Origin of the sequence: Heyndrickxia shackletonii (assembly GCF_001420715.1) — a bacterium.
GTDB classification, from domain to species: domain Bacteria; phylum Bacillota; class Bacilli; order Bacillales; family Bacillaceae_C; genus Margalitia; species Margalitia shackletonii.
Genome location: NZ_LJJC01000004.1, coordinates 290,201 through 307,585, shown reverse-complemented (window position 1 = coordinate 307,585; position 17,385 = coordinate 290,201). Strand labels below are relative to the sequence as shown.

Annotated in this window: 14 protein-coding genes, 2 riboswitches and 1 other annotated feature; of the genes, 3 read left to right on the top strand and 11 right to left on the bottom strand. The window is 37.4% G+C overall.

Annotation, left to right across the window (positions count from 1 at the left end):
- Positions 1–34: 34 nt before the first annotated feature.
- From proS to AN964_RS01520, 11 genes are all read right to left on the bottom strand, one after another.
- A complete protein-coding gene (gene proS, locus AN964_RS01570) occupies positions 35–1,432 on the bottom strand; it encodes a proline--tRNA ligase (protein WP_055741092.1) in 1,398 nt (465 codons plus the stop codon).
- 90 nt (positions 1,433–1,522) lie between these two features.
- Positions 1,523–1,737, bottom strand: a binding site (T-box leader).
- Between the two features lie 70 nt (positions 1,738–1,807).
- Positions 1,808–2,233: a nucleoside 2-deoxyribosyltransferase gene (locus AN964_RS01565; RefSeq protein WP_055738038.1), complete on the bottom strand. Its 426-nt coding sequence runs from the start codon at positions 2,231–2,233 to the stop codon at positions 1,808–1,810.
- Positions 2,234–2,408: 175 nt separating this feature from the next.
- Complete coding sequence (locus tag AN964_RS01560) at positions 2,409–3,314, bottom strand: TIGR01777 family oxidoreductase (protein ID WP_055738037.1); 906 nt, start codon at positions 3,312–3,314, stop codon at positions 2,409–2,411.
- A gap of 106 nt (positions 3,315–3,420) precedes the next feature.
- Complete coding sequence (ltrA, locus tag AN964_RS01555; RefSeq protein ID WP_055737770.1) at positions 3,421–4,680, bottom strand: group II intron reverse transcriptase/maturase; 1,260 nt, start codon at positions 4,678–4,680, stop codon at positions 3,421–3,423.
- 612 nt (positions 4,681–5,292) lie between these two features.
- On the bottom strand, positions 5,293–6,012 hold the full coding sequence (locus tag AN964_RS01550; protein ID WP_055738036.1) for an amino acid ABC transporter permease: 720 nt from the start codon (positions 6,010–6,012) through the stop codon (positions 5,293–5,295).
- A gap of 14 nt (positions 6,013–6,026) precedes the next feature.
- On the bottom strand, positions 6,027–6,677 hold the full coding sequence (locus AN964_RS01545; protein WP_055738035.1) for an amino acid ABC transporter permease: 651 nt from the start codon (positions 6,675–6,677) through the stop codon (positions 6,027–6,029).
- A 63-nt stretch (positions 6,678–6,740) separates the two neighbouring features.
- Positions 6,741–7,490, bottom strand: coding sequence for a transporter substrate-binding domain-containing protein (locus AN964_RS01540; protein ID WP_055741091.1), 750 nt, complete (start codon positions 7,488–7,490; stop codon positions 6,741–6,743).
- A 178-nt stretch (positions 7,491–7,668) separates the two neighbouring features.
- A complete protein-coding gene (locus tag AN964_RS01535) occupies positions 7,669–8,397 on the bottom strand; it encodes an amino acid ABC transporter ATP-binding protein (RefSeq protein WP_055738034.1) in 729 nt (242 codons plus the stop codon).
- A 262-nt stretch (positions 8,398–8,659) separates the two neighbouring features.
- Positions 8,660–9,685: an AI-2E family transporter gene (locus tag AN964_RS01530; protein WP_055738033.1), complete on the bottom strand. Its 1,026-nt coding sequence runs from the start codon at positions 9,683–9,685 to the stop codon at positions 8,660–8,662.
- A gap of 167 nt (positions 9,686–9,852) precedes the next feature.
- Positions 9,853–11,061: an MDR family MFS transporter gene (locus AN964_RS01525; RefSeq protein ID WP_055738032.1), complete on the bottom strand. Its 1,209-nt coding sequence runs from the start codon at positions 11,059–11,061 to the stop codon at positions 9,853–9,855.
- Between the two features lie 188 nt (positions 11,062–11,249).
- Positions 11,250–11,429, bottom strand: coding sequence for a twin-arginine translocase TatA/TatE family subunit (locus tag AN964_RS01520; RefSeq protein WP_055738031.1), 180 nt, complete (start codon positions 11,427–11,429; stop codon positions 11,250–11,252).
- 354 nt (positions 11,430–11,783) lie between these two features.
- Positions 11,784–11,927: riboswitch (cyclic di-AMP (ydaO/yuaA leader) on the top strand.
- Positions 11,928–12,074: 147 nt separating this feature from the next.
- On the opposite strand from AN964_RS01520, the gene AN964_RS01515 reads away from it, so the two are divergent.
- From AN964_RS01515 to AN964_RS01505, 3 genes are all read left to right on the top strand, one after another.
- Positions 12,075–13,895, top strand: coding sequence for an APC family permease (locus AN964_RS01515; RefSeq protein ID WP_055738030.1), 1,821 nt, complete (start codon positions 12,075–12,077; stop codon positions 13,893–13,895).
- A gap of 361 nt (positions 13,896–14,256) precedes the next feature.
- Positions 14,257–14,448, top strand: a riboswitch (Lysine riboswitch).
- Between the two features lie 216 nt (positions 14,449–14,664).
- Positions 14,665–16,134, top strand: coding sequence for an amino acid permease (locus tag AN964_RS01510; protein WP_055738029.1), 1,470 nt, complete (start codon positions 14,665–14,667; stop codon positions 16,132–16,134).
- Positions 16,135–16,371: 237 nt separating this feature from the next.
- Positions 16,372–17,367, top strand: coding sequence for a DUF3231 family protein (locus AN964_RS01505; RefSeq protein WP_235950783.1), 996 nt, complete (start codon positions 16,372–16,374; stop codon positions 17,365–17,367).
- The last annotated feature ends 18 nt before the right edge of the window (positions 17,368–17,385 follow it).

Below are 17,385 nucleotides of genomic sequence, written 5' to 3'. Positions count from 1 at the left end.
ATAATCTGGTGCCTGACACCCTTTCATTATTGTTTTAGTATGCTTTTGCCCAGTAAACAAGGTGCTTAGCTTCTTCCCCACAGCATACACATTTATCGGCGAGATGCTCTTGTTCGAATGGCATACAGCGGGAAGTTGCAGCAGTTTCTTCTTTGATGAAGTTTTCGCACGCTTCGCTTCCACACCACATAGCTTTAATAAAGCCTGGATTTTCAACTAAATTCGTTTTAAATTCATCCATGTTGTAAGCAATAGATGTTTTTTCTTCACGGTGCTTTTTCGCTTTTTCGAATAAATTGTTTTGAATTTCTTCAAGCAACGCTGGAATTTTTGTTTCTAGTTCATTGATTGGTACAATGATTTTTTCACTTGTATCACGTCTTGCCAATACAACTTGACCTTTTTCAATATCCTTAGGTCCAATTTCTAAACGGACAGGGATACCTTTCATTTCATACTCATTGAACTTCCAGCCCGGCATTTTATCGCTTGCATCAATATCAACACGAGCAACTTTGCTCAATTGGTCTTTCAATTCATATGCCTTATCTAAGACGCCTTCTTTATGCTGTGCGATTGGCACGATCATTACTTGTTTTGGTGCAATTCTTGGTGGTACAACAAGACCGCGGTTATCCCCATGAACCATGATTAATGCGCCGATTAGTCGAGTTGTAATACCCCAGGATGTTTGATTTACCGTTTGGAGCTTGCCATCTTTATCTGTGAACTGGATGCCAAATGCTTCTGCAAATCCTGTTCCTAAATGATGGGATGTCCCTGATTGAAGTGCTTTTCCATCATGCATTAGGCTTTCAATGGTTAAAGTAAACTTTGCACCAGCAAATTTTTCTTTCTCCGTTTTTTGCCCTTTCAATACCGGTACAGCCAGATAGTTTTCTACAACCTCTGCATATACCTCTAGCATTTTGCGAGTTTCCTCTGCTGCTTCTTCTTCTGTAGCATGACATGTATGTCCTTCTTGCCATAAAAATTCTAGTGAGCGCAAGAATGGTCTTGTTGTTTTTTCCCAACGAACAACATTTGCCCATTGATTATAAAGCTTTGGCAGGTCACGGTAAGAATGAATAATATTTGCATAATGTTCTCCAAATAAAACTTCGGAAGTAGGTCGAACTACTAGAGGCTCTGCTAATTCTTCTGATCCGCCATGTGTTACCAATGCAACTTCTGGAGCAAATCCTTCAATATGATCTTTTTCTTTTTGAAGCAAGCTCTGAGGAATTAGTAATGGCATATAAACATTCTCATGCCCTGTCTCTTTAATTCTACGGTCCAAAACGCTTTGGATATTTTCCCAAATCGCATATCCGTAAGGGCGAATAATCATGGACCCTCTTACAGATGAGTAATCTACTAAATCAGCCTTTTTGACAACATCTGTATACCATTGTGCGAAGTCGTCTTCCATTGCCGTGATTTCTTCAACAAATTTTTTATCCTTTGCCACGTCATTTCTTCCTTTCGAATTTAATATAAACGCAAAAAAGCCTCGAGTCCAAAAAGGGACCGAGGCCTGGTGGTACCACCCTTATTTACAGCTAAAGAGAAGCTGTACACTTTGCTTGATAACGGATATTTCCGCATGTATCTTAGTTTAAATCGATACAGAACTCCAAGGCAGGTTCAAATGCAGTCTTTAGAAATCTTTCACCAATTGATTTCCTCTCTATAAAAGACGAAAAACATTTTACTAATCCTTTTCAACGTTTCATTATAATTTTTTATTACTATATTCATTTTTTTGGCAAATGTCAAGTTGTAATTTTATTATACAATATAAACTTTAAAGCATATCACCTGTATAGAAAGAACTCGCAAGTTGGTTAAAGTCATAATCTCTCAGTTCTTCAAGTGTAATATTGGCATGTGCACCTTCATGCACCATTAGATTACTGTTTTCACCAACATGTATTAAAATTACAGGCTTCCCAGTAGCAAAAGCATAACCGAGTTCCCAGGCTGTTCCACTGTCTGAATAGTTACCATGGTAGATACCTACAACTATTTCAGACCACTTAATATATTTAATGTCTTTCATAAATGTTTCAATGGACCATTGACGTGAACCAACCTCAACTTGTTTGTCAATTGGATTTCGGAACGGTGAGAACACTTGCAATCCCTTTTCTGCTAAAATTGCCTCAACCTGCTCCAAATATTCCATCTCTTTTTCATTAAAAAATGGACTAGCTAAATAGACTCTTTTCACTTTTCGCCCCCCTGTAGTTCCCTGAGATTATATTACCTTAAATTACATATAAATAATTGTTTTTCCAAGTTGAATTATTTCTAACCTAATTTACTTTAAGCGGATTATCTCGTTTGGTCTTAAAATAAAGTCGTAATACGTTTATTATGAACTGTTCAAAAGGTATCTTTTAAAATTATTTTCCGAGAATATTTTCTAATGCATCATTTAAATTTGAATATTGAAAGGTGTAGCCATGCTTCCTCGCAAGTTCCGGTAGAACACGCTGTCCCTTTAATATCATATCACTCATTTCACCCAACCCAAGTTTCATAGCAACGCTTGGAACAGGCAGCCAGTGCGGGCGACTTAAAACCTTACTAATTGTCTGACCGAATTCCTTCATTCGTACAGGATTAGGTGCCGTAATATTCATAGGGCCATTAATATTAGGATGAGTAATTGCATAAGCGATCATTTGCACCGCATCATCAACATGTACCCAGGAAATCCATTGTTTTCCGTTTCCCATCGTACCACCAACACCTAATTTGTAGGGTAGGACCATTAATGGCAATGCTCCCCCATCTCCAAGAATGACACCGAATCTTGTGAAAACCGTTCGAACATTTAACTCTTTTACCTTCCCCGCTTCCCTTTCCCACTCTTTTACAACGCTTGCTAAAAAATCATTTGCATCGCTTCGACTATATTCTGTGTAAGTTTCCGTTTCCGACATCCCATAATACCCAACTGCCGAAGCATTAATGAGAACCTGTGGCTTTTTTTCCAGATTGGCAATAATCCTATAGATTTCTTTTGTTGTATTTAATCTACTGGAGAGAATTCTTTCCTTCTTCGCTTTTGTCCATCGGGAACCACTTATGGATTCACTCGCTAAATGAATGATGGCGTCTACACCTTTAAGCTCCGCTTCCGGATGATTGCCTTTATTCATCCACTCGACCATTTTTACACCTTCTAGTTTTTGGTGCCCATCTAAGCTTCTTGTTAAGATGGTCACCTGATGTCCATTATTTATAAGATACATTTGCAGTCTTTTTCCTAAAAACCCGCTTCCGCCTGAAATAACGATATGCATATGACACCTCGTAATGTTTAATTCTGTTAAAATCGAGTAGGAGGAGGTGACTAACCCCCGACCTCTCACACCACCGTACGTACGGTTCCGTATACGGCGGTTCCATTTATGTCTGACGTAGTTGAGAATATCTCACATAAAGACTCTTCAGCCCTCGCATCTCCCAATAGGAGTTTGTGAGGGTTTTCTGTAGGATTGGGCTTCTGGCTATTCTCCAATATTTCTTTCTAGAGTTTCCCCATTCGTATGCCTTCTCTTTTGGAATCCCTAATCCAATGAGTTTTCTTACTTTGGTTTTTGGTTTCTTCCATTCTTTCCATTGGCACATTCTGAGACGCCTTCTAATCCATTCGTCTAATTCTTTGAAAATAGTGGGTGTATCTGCTAATGCATAATATCCGCACCAGCCAATCAAATATTGATTCAGCTTCTCTATTCTATAATCCATTGGAATTGGTTTTGACCTTGAAGTTAATTCTCGTATCCGTTTCTTGACACGTTGAATACTTTGGTTTGACATCCGCACCTTCGGTTTCTTATGAAATGTGAAGCTAAAACCTAAAAACTTTCTTTTCCAAGGTCTGTCTACAGCTGACTTTTCTCGATTCACCTTTAGTTTTAGAGTAAATTCAATGAAAGTAGTAATCGAGTCCATTACTCGCTCTCCGGCTCTTCTCGATTTTACGTAGATATTACAATCATCTGCGTATCGGACAAACTTGTGCCCTCTCTTTTCTAACTCTTTGTCTAGTTCATCTAGAACGATATTGGAGAGTAAAGGACTTAATGGTCCACCTTGGGGCGTACCCTCCTCGGATTTCGTTATGACTCCATTAATCATAATGCCAGACTGTAGATACTTCCGAATTAGTGATAGGAGCGTTCTGTCTTGAATCCTTTTGGATAGAGTCCGCATTAATCTATCATGATTGACTTTATCAAAGAATTTCTCCAAGTCCATGTCGACTACCCATCGGTATCCCTCTTCGATATATTTCTTCGCTTGTCTAACACCGTCATGACCTCGTTTGTTTGGTCGAAAACCATAGCTCTGTGTTGAAAAAGTCGGGTCGAAGATAGGGGTTAAAATCTGAGTAATCGCCTGTTGGATGAAACGGTCTGTCACGGTTGGGATACCTAATAACCTTACTCCACCGTTCGGTTTTGGGATTTCAACCCGACGGACAGGAGAAGGTTGATAAGTACCCTCCATTAAGGATGTTTTAAGTGTATCCCACGTTTCGAGAATATGTCTTCGTAGGTCTTTTACGGACATATTGTCTACTCCATGACTTCCTTTGTTCTTTTCTACTCGCTTTAATGCCAGTAAAAGATTTTCCCGTGACAGCATTCGTTCCATTAACATTGAGATTTATCCTTTCTACGTGAACAATACATTCTCATTAAGTGGGTTCTTTACTAAGCCCTCCCGAAGTCCCCCATGGAATTCACCATTTCTTCCTTTCAGGTAGGTTCCGTAAGAATTTTCTGCTTTCATACATAAAGAACCGTTTGCCGAGTGTTTGTTCTCCTAAAATGGTTCAGTCCTTCCTTGATTCTCTCGAGCAAACCAAGTACTACGACTTCGGCTGACTTCTGATTGTTCAGCTATCCATTACTAGATAGGTTACCAAGTGTACTTGGCGTATCAACCAGACCTCCCCGGGTAAGAGTGCAATCTTTCCTTCCATCTATCTGCTTCATTTACTTTGTATCACCTTCGGCAGAAAGGACTTTGTTTTGTATTGCAAACTCATCCAATGATACCTAGCCTTGTATGAAGTTCGTGTTCCTCAGACCGGAAGTTTGCCGCTCGCTTCCTTCAGATTCCGCGTCACCACGGACACCCTTGCGTTAAGCTAACTGCTACTTCTGCCTTCACAGTTCGGGACTTTCACCCTAGAGACTACACCCATGCCGGGCGCACAATAATAAAAGCAGACAATCCATCAGATGTCTACTTTTATGAGTAAAAATATTACATTGAAACCCCGCCTGAGGCAGCAGTATTTTTCACTTTTCCCGATTTTGCACTATTCCTTCTGTTTGTATCTAATCGTTTTTCAAGCCTCCTAGCAACTAGCGATAAGGCATAATTTACGACAAAATACATAAGGATTGCCAAAATAATACTCGGGATAACGTAGTTAACATTTCCACTATATATACCCTTCACATTATGCAGAAGCTCCGGTAAGGCGATAATGATAGCAAGGGAAGTGTCTTTTAGAAGTGAAATAAATTGACTCACTAACGGAGGGATCATTCGCTTAAGCGCTTGCGGCAAAATAATGAACCTCATTGTTTGAATGTATGTTAGCCCCGAAGAGCGAGCCGCTTCAATTTGACCTTTTTCGATAGAATTTAGACCACTTCGGACAATTTCACAAATCATCGCTGATTCAAAAATCGTTAATGCAACAATGGCGGCTGACTTAATTTCAAATTTGATTCCGATTTCTGGCAAGGCAAAATAAACAAAAAAGATGATTAGCAGAAGTGGGAGATTTCGGATAATCTCTACCACTAATAAGACGATATGTGATACGACGGGAATTTTGGAATAACGTAAAATCCCTAATAAACTTCCTATCGCAAAGCTTAATATAATAGAAATAAAAGCAACCTCTAATGTAACAGCGAACCCTTTCAACATATACAGCAGATTTCCTGCTTGATAAGCACCTGCAAAATCCATTTTTTCACTCCTCCCTAGTAGGCATTAGCCATTCTTTTCTCTAAATAATTGACAAGGAGGCTTAATGGGATTGTAATAACTAGATAAAACATTGCCACAAAAATATATGTATCAAATGTAACATATGTTTTTTCATGGACGGCATCAGCAAAATACATAAGGTCCATCCCCGCAATCATTGCCATGATGGAAGAATTTTTCACCAGATTCAAAAATTGATTGCCAATCGGCGGAATAACAATTTTAATAGCTTGCGGCAAAATAATCATTCTCATTGCTTGCGTATACGTTAATCCCGTTGAACGTGCTGCTTCCATCTGCCCTTTGTCTACGGATTGAATTCCTGCCCGCACAGCTTCTGCAATGAAAGCGGAAGTATAAATGGTTAACGCAATTGTACCAGCAACAAATCCGCTCATATTCACATATACACTTAGCCCAAAATAAAAGAAAAAGGCAATTACCAATACCGGTATATTCCGAATAAATTCCACGTAGCATGCCCCAATAAAATTTAATAACCGAAATGGTGCAATTCTTAAAACCGCAATAATAACACCCAAAATAAAGCTTCCAACAAGTCCGATTAGACTAATCTTTAAAGTATTTAGAAATCCTTCCATATACATATCAAAGTAATTTGTTAGTATGGAGAAATCCAGCAATCTTCTCCCTCCTTTATAAAGGAGATGAGCGCCCGCACTCATCTCCGTTTACCTTACTATTTTTTATTGCTGTTTAATCCATTTGTTTTTAATTTGATCGTATTCTCCGCTATCCTTTAGTTCTTTTAAGAATTTATTAATATACTCTTGGAATTTCTTCTGTCCTTTTCTAACTGCGATTCCGTAAGGTTCCTCTGTAAAGGTCCCGCCAACTAATTGATAATTGTTGTCTTGGTCTGCCATACCATAAAGAATGGAATCATCCGTAGTAAGCGCATCACCTTTGCCTGCCTTCAAAGCTGTAAAGGCTTCTGCATAGTTTTCAAATTCTAACACTTCGGTATCAGGTGCTGCTTTTTTTACATTATCAACTGATGTTGATCCTTTCACCGCTAATACTTTTGTTCCTTTTTTTAAGTCAGCAACACTTTTAATAGGGCTTCCTTTTTTAACTAATAATGATTGACCTGCCATGAAGTACACATCAGAAAAATCAACTTCCTTTTTGCGTTCTTCACTTATAGTCATAGTAGCTATAATGGCATCAATATCTCCATTATTTAACTTAGGAACACGAGTTTTTGAAGTAATTTCCACTAATTCTACCTTATTTTCATCTCCAAGGATTTTCTTCGCCAATGCTTTAGCAATATCAACATCAAATCCCGTTACCTCACCGGTTTTTGGATCCTTATAGCCGAATAAATTCGTATCGTACTTTACACCTACAACAAACTTTCCACGGTCTTTTATTTCTTGAAGAGTATCTTTACTTGTATCCCCATTTGTTTTCTTCCCGCATCCAGCAAACATAGCAGCAACCAACGTAAAAATCAGCCCAAGAAACAATACCTTTTTTAAACCTTTCAAAGACTCTTCCCCCTTAAATTTTCTTTATATAACTAATAAGTGGTTATATGACTTACCTTTATGCACGTTCAGCACTAGGTATTACATTTTAAATCCCACAACCACCTCTAGCTATTCTTTTTTAATGATTCAATACCCTTTTCAAAAATATTTGTGCTCTTTCTGTTTTGGGATTAGCGAAAAACTCGCTTGGTCTGGCCTCCTCTAATATTTGGCCTTGATCCATAAAAACGACGCGGTTTGCCACTTCTTTGGCAAAGCCCATTTCGTGTGTGACGACAACCATCGTCATCCCTTCCTTAGCAAGTGACTTCATAACCTCTAATACTTCCCCAATCATTTCAGGGTCAAGTGCGGATGTAGGCTCGTCAAAAAGCATGACATTCGGTTTCATCGCAAGACCTCTCGCAATGGCCACCCTTTGCTGTTGTCCGCCGGATAATTGTGATGGATAGGATTTTGCTTTATCCGGAATACCGACCTTTTCCAAGTAATACATGGCCGTTTCTTCCGCATTCTTTGGATCGACCCCTAATGCTTTAATGGGTGCAAGGGTAATATTTTGGAGAACCGTTTTGTGCGGATAAAGATTGAAGTGCTGAAAGACCATTCCAATATTCTTGCGCAAATCATTAATATTTGTTTTTTTATCATTGACCTTGAACCCATTGACTGATAAATCTCCATCTGTAATCGTTTCTAAGCGATTGATACAGCGCAGCATCGTGCTCTTACCAGATCCTGATGGACCAATGACTACTACTACCTCTCCATCCTGCACCTCAAGATTAATATTCTTTAGTACATGAAATTGGCCATAATGTTTATTAACATTTTGAAACGATATCAATCCAACCCCCCCAAGATGTAAAAAATAAAAAGAATAGGACTAAGGTCTACTCTTTGTTATGAAGATAAATTTATAATCTTACAAATCTTCATAATTATATATATTTCGACTTTTCACGAAAAATTCCTCCCACTAATTACCTTAATGGATAAAATAGTACAAAAGTACCATTTCGATGTAAAAATAGGCACACAAAAAACACGTTAACTTTTAAAAAGCTAACGTGTTTTAATAAAACATCTATTCAATCTTGACTTTTGTACTATTTAATTTCCTCTTTAATCTCATGATCTTTATTCGTTACATCTAATACGTCTAAAAGGAACATAAAAATTGGAATACCAACAATTAACCCCCATACACCAAAAAAGTGCTCTGAAAAAATTAAAACCATAAAGGTGTAGAAAATGGGCAGATTTGTTTTGGATGACATTAACTTAGGATTTAATATATATGTTTCAAGTGCATGTATTACCAGGATTGTGATAATGACATATACAACCAGCATCACTCCGCCAATACTGTAGCCTATTAAACTTAACGGAATAAATCCGATGATTACCCCTGCCACAGGAATCAGGCCGAGGAAAAAGATTAATATTGCTAACCCAAATAATTGTGGAAAATGCATAATGGACAACGCAATGGTTGTTAACACTGTATTGACAATTGCAATAATGAACTGTGCCTCGATTACTTTTCCGAACGAACGAATAAATTTTTCCGCAAAAAATTCTATTTCATTATAAAAAGCTGCTATTTTACTATGCTTAAACTTCTTCGTAAAATCAATCAAACGCTTTTTTTCTAATAGAAAAAACAAACTTAGCAATATAGACATTAGTACTTGCACAAAGACTTTGCCAATCCCTGTAAAGTAAGTAAAAACAAAAGTGACGCCATGCTCTAAATATGACGAAATTTTAGAGCTGTTAATCATGTTTACGACATAATTCAACACTTTGTTATTATGAGGCTGAGTGTAAAAAGTAGTTACTTGTTTAACAAGCTGTGAAATTTCTGAAATAATGACAGGCAAATATTTCACAATCCCTAAGGACAATAACCCAACGATCAAACAATATACTATAACAACTGTAAGTTTTCGATTGATAGGAATTTTATCTGTGACAAAATTCACTAATCGATCCATTAAAAAGGTAAAAATAAATGTTAGAAGGATTAAATTGATCATGCTCCTTAGAAAGTACAAAACAACTGCAATAAGAGCAAAAATAATTATCCTTTTAACGCTCTTTTTTTGTATAAGCATTAGCAGTACATCCATCAGTTTTTCATATCCCCTTATAATTTATCTTTTCATTCCAATTATATTATCGTCATCATATATAAATATCTTTTTTATATCCATATTTTCCTTCATTAGGTGAATATGAACTTCAATTTTCACTATAACACGAAACCGCTATTTGTTATAACTTTTTTCCTTATAAATTATGAATTATTTAAACCAACAACAGATTCGAGCTGCCTTCTGCTTCCTGCAAGAAAAAAGTATATACTAACCGTTACAATGAAAGCCATCATCCAAAATAGCCAGTGACCATTCCACTGATTTAATATCCATCCTCCCATCACTGGACCTACAGAATTTCCAATAGAACGAAATTGGGCAGCACCGAAGTACGTCCCACGTAATTCTTCCTTAGCGATTTGATCAATGAACACACTCGTGGATGGGAAAAGAAAAATTTCACCAATCGTTAATAAAACCATCGAGATAATAAAGCTTATCCAGAAGCCAGCAAATCCCATGAACAAGAATCCTAAAACAAAGAAGAAACTGCCAAGCATCATCACATGCAAGACACGCCATTTCTCTACAAGATGACTGAGTGGAATTTGTAGTACAACAACCGTTATAGCATTTATGGACAATAATAATGAAAATAATACAGGTCCATTTTCAATCATCCTGCCCAAATGCTGCGGTAAGGAGGAATCTATTTGGGAATATCCAATATTCACAAGTATCCCGCCGATAATAAAGAATCTTAAAGAAGAGTCCAATCTGATAATGTTGAATGCATCTTTAATGGTTGACACTTTCTTCACCTGATGACTCAACTTTACTTTATATTTCCTCAATAAACTAGCTAGGATCACACCATAGATTAAATAAAAAGACCCTGTAATCAAAAATGTTACAGTCGACGATACTACACCAAAATATGCGCCAAGTAACGGGCCAACAGCTGCACCAATATTGATCGCTGTATAACGAAGCGCAAATACTCTTAATCTTTTTTCCGGTTCTGTTAAGTCCGCCATCAGTGCTTGACTCGTAGGTTCAAAAAACGAGCGGCATATTCCATTCAGGGCATTTAATAGAAAAAAAGCCAATGGATCCTTCGCAAAAGAAAATCCAATAAATACAAATGCCCAAGTAAAAACGGAGGAAAGCATAATTACTTTTCGTCCAAAACGGTCCGACAAGTGCCCACCTATAAATCCACCTACTGTACCGGATAATGGACCAATCCCCACAATGATACCTATGATTACAGGATGTATACCTTCTGTGTGGGATAAGTATAAGGCTAAAAAAGGCATCGCCATAAAACTTGCTCCCCTTGCAAAAACAGTACCTCCCAGTAATGTCCACACGATAGGATGAAATCCTTTTAAACTAAGTCGACTCATGCTGTACCCTACTTTCTCCAATTGAATACGTTAAATATACAAAAAGAAAGTCGATAAGAAAATTATAAATTTTTTAAGTTTAGACATAAGAAAAAATAATCCCAAGTAAACGACTCTTTACATCATAAAAAAGCAAACAAAAAACCATAAACTTGTTAAGCCTATGGTCACTTAGATTTATATTTCCACTATTTATTTTCCTCTTTTTTTATTTCCTCATCTTCTGAGATGATTCCATTCATACCTTTTTTAAATTCTCTTAATGTCTCGCCTGCAGCTTTACCCAATTTAGGCAGCTTCGATGGACCGAAAATCAATAATGCTACAACTAGGATAATTAATACTTCACCAAATCCTAAATTACCCACTCTTGCCACTCCCTTCACTTTAGAAGTAAAACTAAATTTACGGGTTAGAATAAATACTCTGAAATTAGTCCTCAATAATCATATCATATTCCTATTTTAGGCTTATTTCAACTGCTGATATCCATAATATTTTCCCCTTAAAAAATAGACTTAAACTGTCTGCTTTTGTAGATTTAAAAGGTTGTTTTCGTTGTTATAAAACTTATTATCATTTAGTTTTTGAGCATCTTTTTTTAATGTATATAAAGTTTTCGCCAACAAAAGCAACCTCGTTTAAAAAATAGACTTAAAAAAGGAAAAATCACATCTTTACAAGTGAAAATGATGGGAGTATATTTTTAATATAAATTTTAACATCGAATAACGCTTAATCCAATTGGAGCGGGGGACCCATACTTGTGAATTGATTGTTCACTTGGGGTGAATCCTTTATAAGGTAGGGCTATTCTCTCATGTCCGAATCCGACAGCTAACCTCGTAAGCGTATAGAGAGGAATGAAAGCTTGTGATCGTAAACTACTGACCACAGAAGGCTACATCCCTTCTGTGGTTTTTTGTGTTGCCGTAAAAGAAAATAAAAATTTATACATCTTTGCTTTTTTAGAAACAATACTAAAGTGAACACATCTTTAAGGAGAATCATCCATGTACAGTTCAATTAAACGATTATTAATCGGAAGACCGTTGAAATCCCATGAATTAGGCGAACAGAAATTATCTAAATTAAAAGCTCTAGCCATTCTTTCATCGGATGCCCTTTCATCTGTAGCTTATGGGACAGAGCAAATTTTAATTGTATTAGCTACAATCGGTACTGCAGCCTTTTGGTATAACATTCCAATCGCAGTGGGGGTTTTATTCCTTTTATTGGCGCTAACCCTTTCTTACAGACAAATTATTTTTTCTTATCCACAAGGTGGCGGAGCCTATTTGGTTTCGAAGGAAAATCTCGGGGTAAATCCCGGACTAATTGCAGGCGGATCCTTGCTTGTCGATTATATATTAACGGTTGCCGTTAGTATTTCTTCAGGAACAGATGCCATTACATCTGCTTTTCCTGTCTTACATCCTTACAGCGTAGAAATTGCTATATTTCTTGTTATTTTTATTACCATTTTGAATTTACGAGGACTAACAGAGTCAGCATCTGTGTTAGCCTACCCTGTCTATATATTTGTATTTGCCATTATCCTTTTAATTATTGTGGGTGTATATAGAGTGGCAACAGGGCAAATATCGCCTAATCTGCATCCGCATTTAGGGACACCGGTTGCTGGAATTTCCTTATTCTTGCTGCTTCGTGCTTTTTCATCAGGATGTTCCGCATTAACTGGAGTAGAAGCTATATCGAATGCTATCCCTAACTTTAAGGACCCAGCTCCTAAAAATGCAGCAACGACATTAGCAATGATGGGCGGAATACTGGCAGTACTATTTAGTGGTATTACGTTTTTATCCTACTGGTACGGAATTGGTCCAAAGGCGACAGAAACAGTTGTTTCCCAAATTGCTTCTCATACATTTGGGAGAAATTATGTTTATTACTTTATACAAGCAGTAACAGCCATTATCCTTGTCCTTGCTGCAAATACGGGTTTTTCCGCTTTTCCACAGCTCGCATATAACCTCGCTAGAGATAAATATATGCCAAGGATGTTTACGATGCGGGGAGACCGCTTAGGCTATTCAAATGGAATCATCTTTTTAAGTATTGCTTCTATATTATTAATCATTGGATTTAAAGCAAGAACAGAGCATTTGATTCCGCTTTATGCAGTCGGGGTATTCATTCCGTTTACCTTATCTCAAACCGGGATGATTATTAAATGGATTAAACAAAAGCCAAATGGCTGGATGTTAAAATTAATTATTAATTTAGTTGGTGCCCTTATTTCGTTCCTTGTTTTTGCGATTATTTTTGTTACAAAGTTCCATCAAGTATGGTTTGTTGTCATCTTTTTACCAGCAGTCGTATACCTTTTCCATACTATTAATAAACATTACAAAGCGGTTAGTGAACAATTGCGTTGCTCTCATCCAGTTCTCGAAAAAATTAACGGGAATGTGTTTATTGTTCCAGTTGCCGGTATTACAACTGTTGTAGAACGATCAATTAATTACGCAAAATCGCTTACGGACGAAGTGATTGCAGTTTACGTGGCATTTGATCGGGAAGATGAAAAAAGAATGGAACAAAAATGGGCAGAGTTGAACAATGGAGTGCGATTAGTGACACTTCATTCATCATACCGAAGCATTATATATCCATTATGTAAATTTCTCGAAACCATTCAGTCAAAAGTAGCTGAAAGTGGGTATGTGGTCACTGTTTTAGTACCGCAGTTTATTCCGAAAAAAAGGTGGCATAACATCCTGCATAACCAATCTGCTTTGCTGATCCGAACAAGGCTTCTATGGAGTAAGGATATCGTTGTGGCGACACTACCTTACCATTTTAAAAAGTAGTTCTGTTCAAGTAGAAAACTGAATTGGTTAATTTGACGGACACCAGTTCCGTTATGTGTGACAAAATAGGTTCTTACCTAAGTTTCGCGGACACAGGTTCCGTTATTTTGTAAAAAAGCAATGAATTCCTAATGTTTTTTCGCAAATAACGGACTCAGTGTCCGCTAAGAGCTTAAATTAGGGTCATTTTGTTAATATAACGGATTCCATGTCCGTTTAATATTATTTTCAGTATTATTAGGGCTACCGGAAATTACCACCATCCCTTTTTCCTATTTTATTCACAAAATCTATTGATTTTTGTCGAATATCCCTTATAATTAATCACTGTACTAATTAAATATTAAAATCCTCATCAGACCGGTGAGGTAGAGGTCGCGACTTTTAATAGTAGGACGGACGAGGTGCAAAGAACACCGAAGACTCCGTTTGAAAGGAATAGTCGCCGAAGTCAAATCATTTTCTTTGAATTATTTGGCTGGGGCTGTCTCCAAATAGGAACAGAACTGTCACGTTTGTTCTTACCAGACAAACGTGTTGTGCTATCTTTCGGAAGGTATGATGCGGGGTATTGTGATAAGCCGTCGATTTTACTTTCGATGGCTTTTTTGATTCCCCACTCCTTCGAAGAAAAGCGCCTTGCCCATCGACGTACGGTTTACGAACCCGCTAATCGATAGGCACCGAAGCTGGACATGAAATGCATGGTGACTGACACCCAGAGATGTGGTATCTGGACACCAGCAGTAAATGAAAAGGAGTGACAACTTTGGAAACACATTCATTATCAAATGCAAAACAAGCTAAAAGTGAGCCTCAAACTTTAAAGCGGAGCCTTAAATCACGTCATTTATCGATGATTTCTCTCGGTGGGACAATCGGAACGGGACTTTTCCTTGCAAGTGGAGGAGCTATCCATACCGCGGGTCCAGGAGGAGTTATCGTTGCCTATTTATTAATTGGAATTATGGTTTATTTCTTAATGACCAGTCTAGCGGAAATGGCTGCCTATATGCCAGTCGCCGGTACTTTTAGTACTTATGCCACCAAATTCGTCGATCCTTCTCTCGGATTTGCACTTGGTTGGAATTATTGGTATAACTGGGCGATTACGATTGCCGCGGAATTATCAGCAGCAACCATTATTATGAAATTCTGGTTTCCGCATACTCCATCTATCATTTGGAGTGCAATTTGTTTAATTATCATGTTTTTACTGAACTATCTTTCTGTTAAAGGCTTTGGAGAAGCGGAATTTTGGTTTGCCATTATAAAAGTTATTACCGTTATTGTGTTTATTATTACCGGATTTTTAATGATCTTCGGGATTATGGGAAATAGCCCGGTTGGCTTTAAAAACTTTACAATAGGAGATGCTCCTTTCCATGGAGGATTTATGGCGATGCTTGGAATCTTTATGGCTGCCGGTTTCTCCTTTCAAGGGACAGAGCTTCTGGGAATTGCAGCTGGAGAAAGTGATAATCCTGAGAAAAGTATTCCAAAAGCAGTAAAACAAGTATTTTGGCGAATCCTTCTGTTTTACGTTTTAGCAATTCTTGTCATTGGATTATTAATTCCATACACAGATAAAAGCTTAGCAGATTCTGATGTTACAATGAGTCCATTTACGATTATATTTAATAAAGCCGGGATTGCATTTGCCGCGTCTGTTATGAATGCTATTATTTTAACTGCCGTATTATCTGCTGGTAACTCAGGAATGTATGCTTCTACACGAATGCTTTGGGACCTAGCACGACAAGGAAAAGCTCCAAAGTTTTTGGCGAAGTTAAACAAAAACGGTGTACCGGTCAATGCTTTAATTGTTACATCTTTAATTGGAACATTAGCTTTCCTTGCTTCCCTTTTCGGAGATGGGGTTGTATACACTTGGTTATTAAATGCTTCCGGGATGTCGGGCTTTATCGCATGGCTTGGAATTGCCATTAGCCATTACCGCTTCCGTAAAGCATATGTAGCACAAGGCCGGGATTTAAAAGAGCTTCCATATCGATCTAAGCTATTTCCATTCGGTCCGATTTTCGCTTTTATTCTATGTGCTATCGTGATTCTTGGACAAAACTATCCTGCCTTTTTAGCCGATAAAATTGATTGGAACGGAATTTTAGTGTCCTATATCGGATTGCCATTATTTATTATTGTGTGGCTCGGCTATAAGTTTACAAAGAAAACGAAAGTAGTTCCGCTTCAGGAATGTGATTTTACGTATAAAAATTAACCATCTTAAGGCCGTCAAATAGACGGTCTTTTTCATTGCTTAAATATTTATTACCACCTTAAAAGAATGGTCTACGTCTGCTTCAGCGCCTATCTTCTAACGATGAACATGACGCTTTCGCTTTTGTTCTGAACAAAAAAATTTCATTACAAATAATAACGAACCCTCTCATTACGAATAGAATTCCCCTATTTATCAAATTCTAATACTACGTTTACTTAGAGGGAGGGTCATAAATTGGCACAAAGACTTACAAGCGCTGAAATTGGCGGACTTTGGTCCACTTATATGAACAGCAGTATGGAGTGGTGCCTAATTACGTATTTTCACCATCATATGAAGGATTCTGAGATAAAAGCCATTCTCGAACAAGCTTTATCATCCTCGAATAAAAGATTGCATTATTTGAGAGAACTTTTTACACAAGAAGGAATTCCAATTCCGGATGGATATACCGATCAAGACATTAACTTAGAGGCACCACCTTTATTTTATGACCCTTTTGCCTTAACCTTTGTGTATTCGCTTAGTAAAATGGACATGATCTTATATTCTTTCATCACCACTGATATTAGCCGTTTAGATTTACAGGATTTTTTCACGTCTATTGTAAAAGAAAACACTGATCTATATAAGGCCTCCACTACTTTATTGTTATCAAAGGGGATATATGATCGGCCGCCAATGATTCCTTATCCTAAAGAGGTACAATATATCCAAAAGGAATGGTATATAAATGGGTTTATTGGAAAAAAGCGTCCCTTAAATGTGGTAGAGATTACAGAAATTTTTTCAAATATTGAACGAAATTATTTCGCCATTTTGCTTTGTACTGGCTTACTTCAAGTAATTAAGGATCCGGAAATTAAAGAGTACTTGAAAAAAGGGAAGCAAATTTCAGAGAAACAAATTAATCTTTTTAACGAAGTTTTAATGAAAGAAGATCTTCTAGGGCTTGTGCCGATAAATATGGAGGTCACAGATTCAACCGAATCACCATTTTCAGATAAGCTTGTCATGACGCTATTTTCCGCATTAAATGCCATTGACGTCACCCTTATCGGCCATGCACTTTCCTTATCATTTAGAACAGATTTGTCTGCCCATTATAGTAAATTTATTGCGGAGATCCTTTTATATTCTAAACAGGGGTTTGACATTCTAGTCGACCGTAAATGGTTGGAAAAACCGCCGGGGGCTCCTGATAGAAATAAACTTCAAAAGTCAAAGTAAAAAGAGCAGAGAAAACTC

Bases quoted from the DNA above. Each gene is read 5' to 3' on its own strand.
- AN964_RS01525 (WP_055738032.1), bottom strand. From the start codon at position 11,061: ATGAGTCGACTTAGTTTAAAAGGATTTCATCCTATCGTGTGGACATTA.
- AN964_RS01515 (WP_055738030.1), top strand. From the start codon at position 12,075: ATGTACAGTTCAATTAAACGATTATTAATCGGAAGACCGTTGAAATCC.
- AN964_RS01560 (WP_055738037.1), bottom strand. From the start codon at position 3,314: ATGCATATCGTTATTTCAGGCGGAAGCGGGTTTTTAGGAAAAAGACTG.
- AN964_RS01530 (WP_055738033.1), bottom strand. From the start codon at position 9,685: ATGGATGTACTGCTAATGCTTATACAAAAAAAGAGCGTTAAAAGGATA.
- ltrA (WP_055737770.1), bottom strand. From the start codon at position 4,680: ATGTTAATGGAACGAATGCTGTCACGGGAAAATCTTTTACTGGCATTA.
- AN964_RS01550 (WP_055738036.1), bottom strand. From the start codon at position 6,012: ATGGATTTTGCAGGTGCTTATCAAGCAGGAAATCTGCTGTATATGTTG.
- proS (WP_055741092.1), bottom strand. From the start codon at position 1,432: ATGGAAGACGACTTCGCACAATGGTATACAGATGTTGTCAAAAAGGCT.
- AN964_RS01540 (WP_055741091.1), bottom strand. From the start codon at position 7,490: ATGTTTGCTGGATGCGGGAAGAAAACAAATGGGGATACAAGTAAAGAT.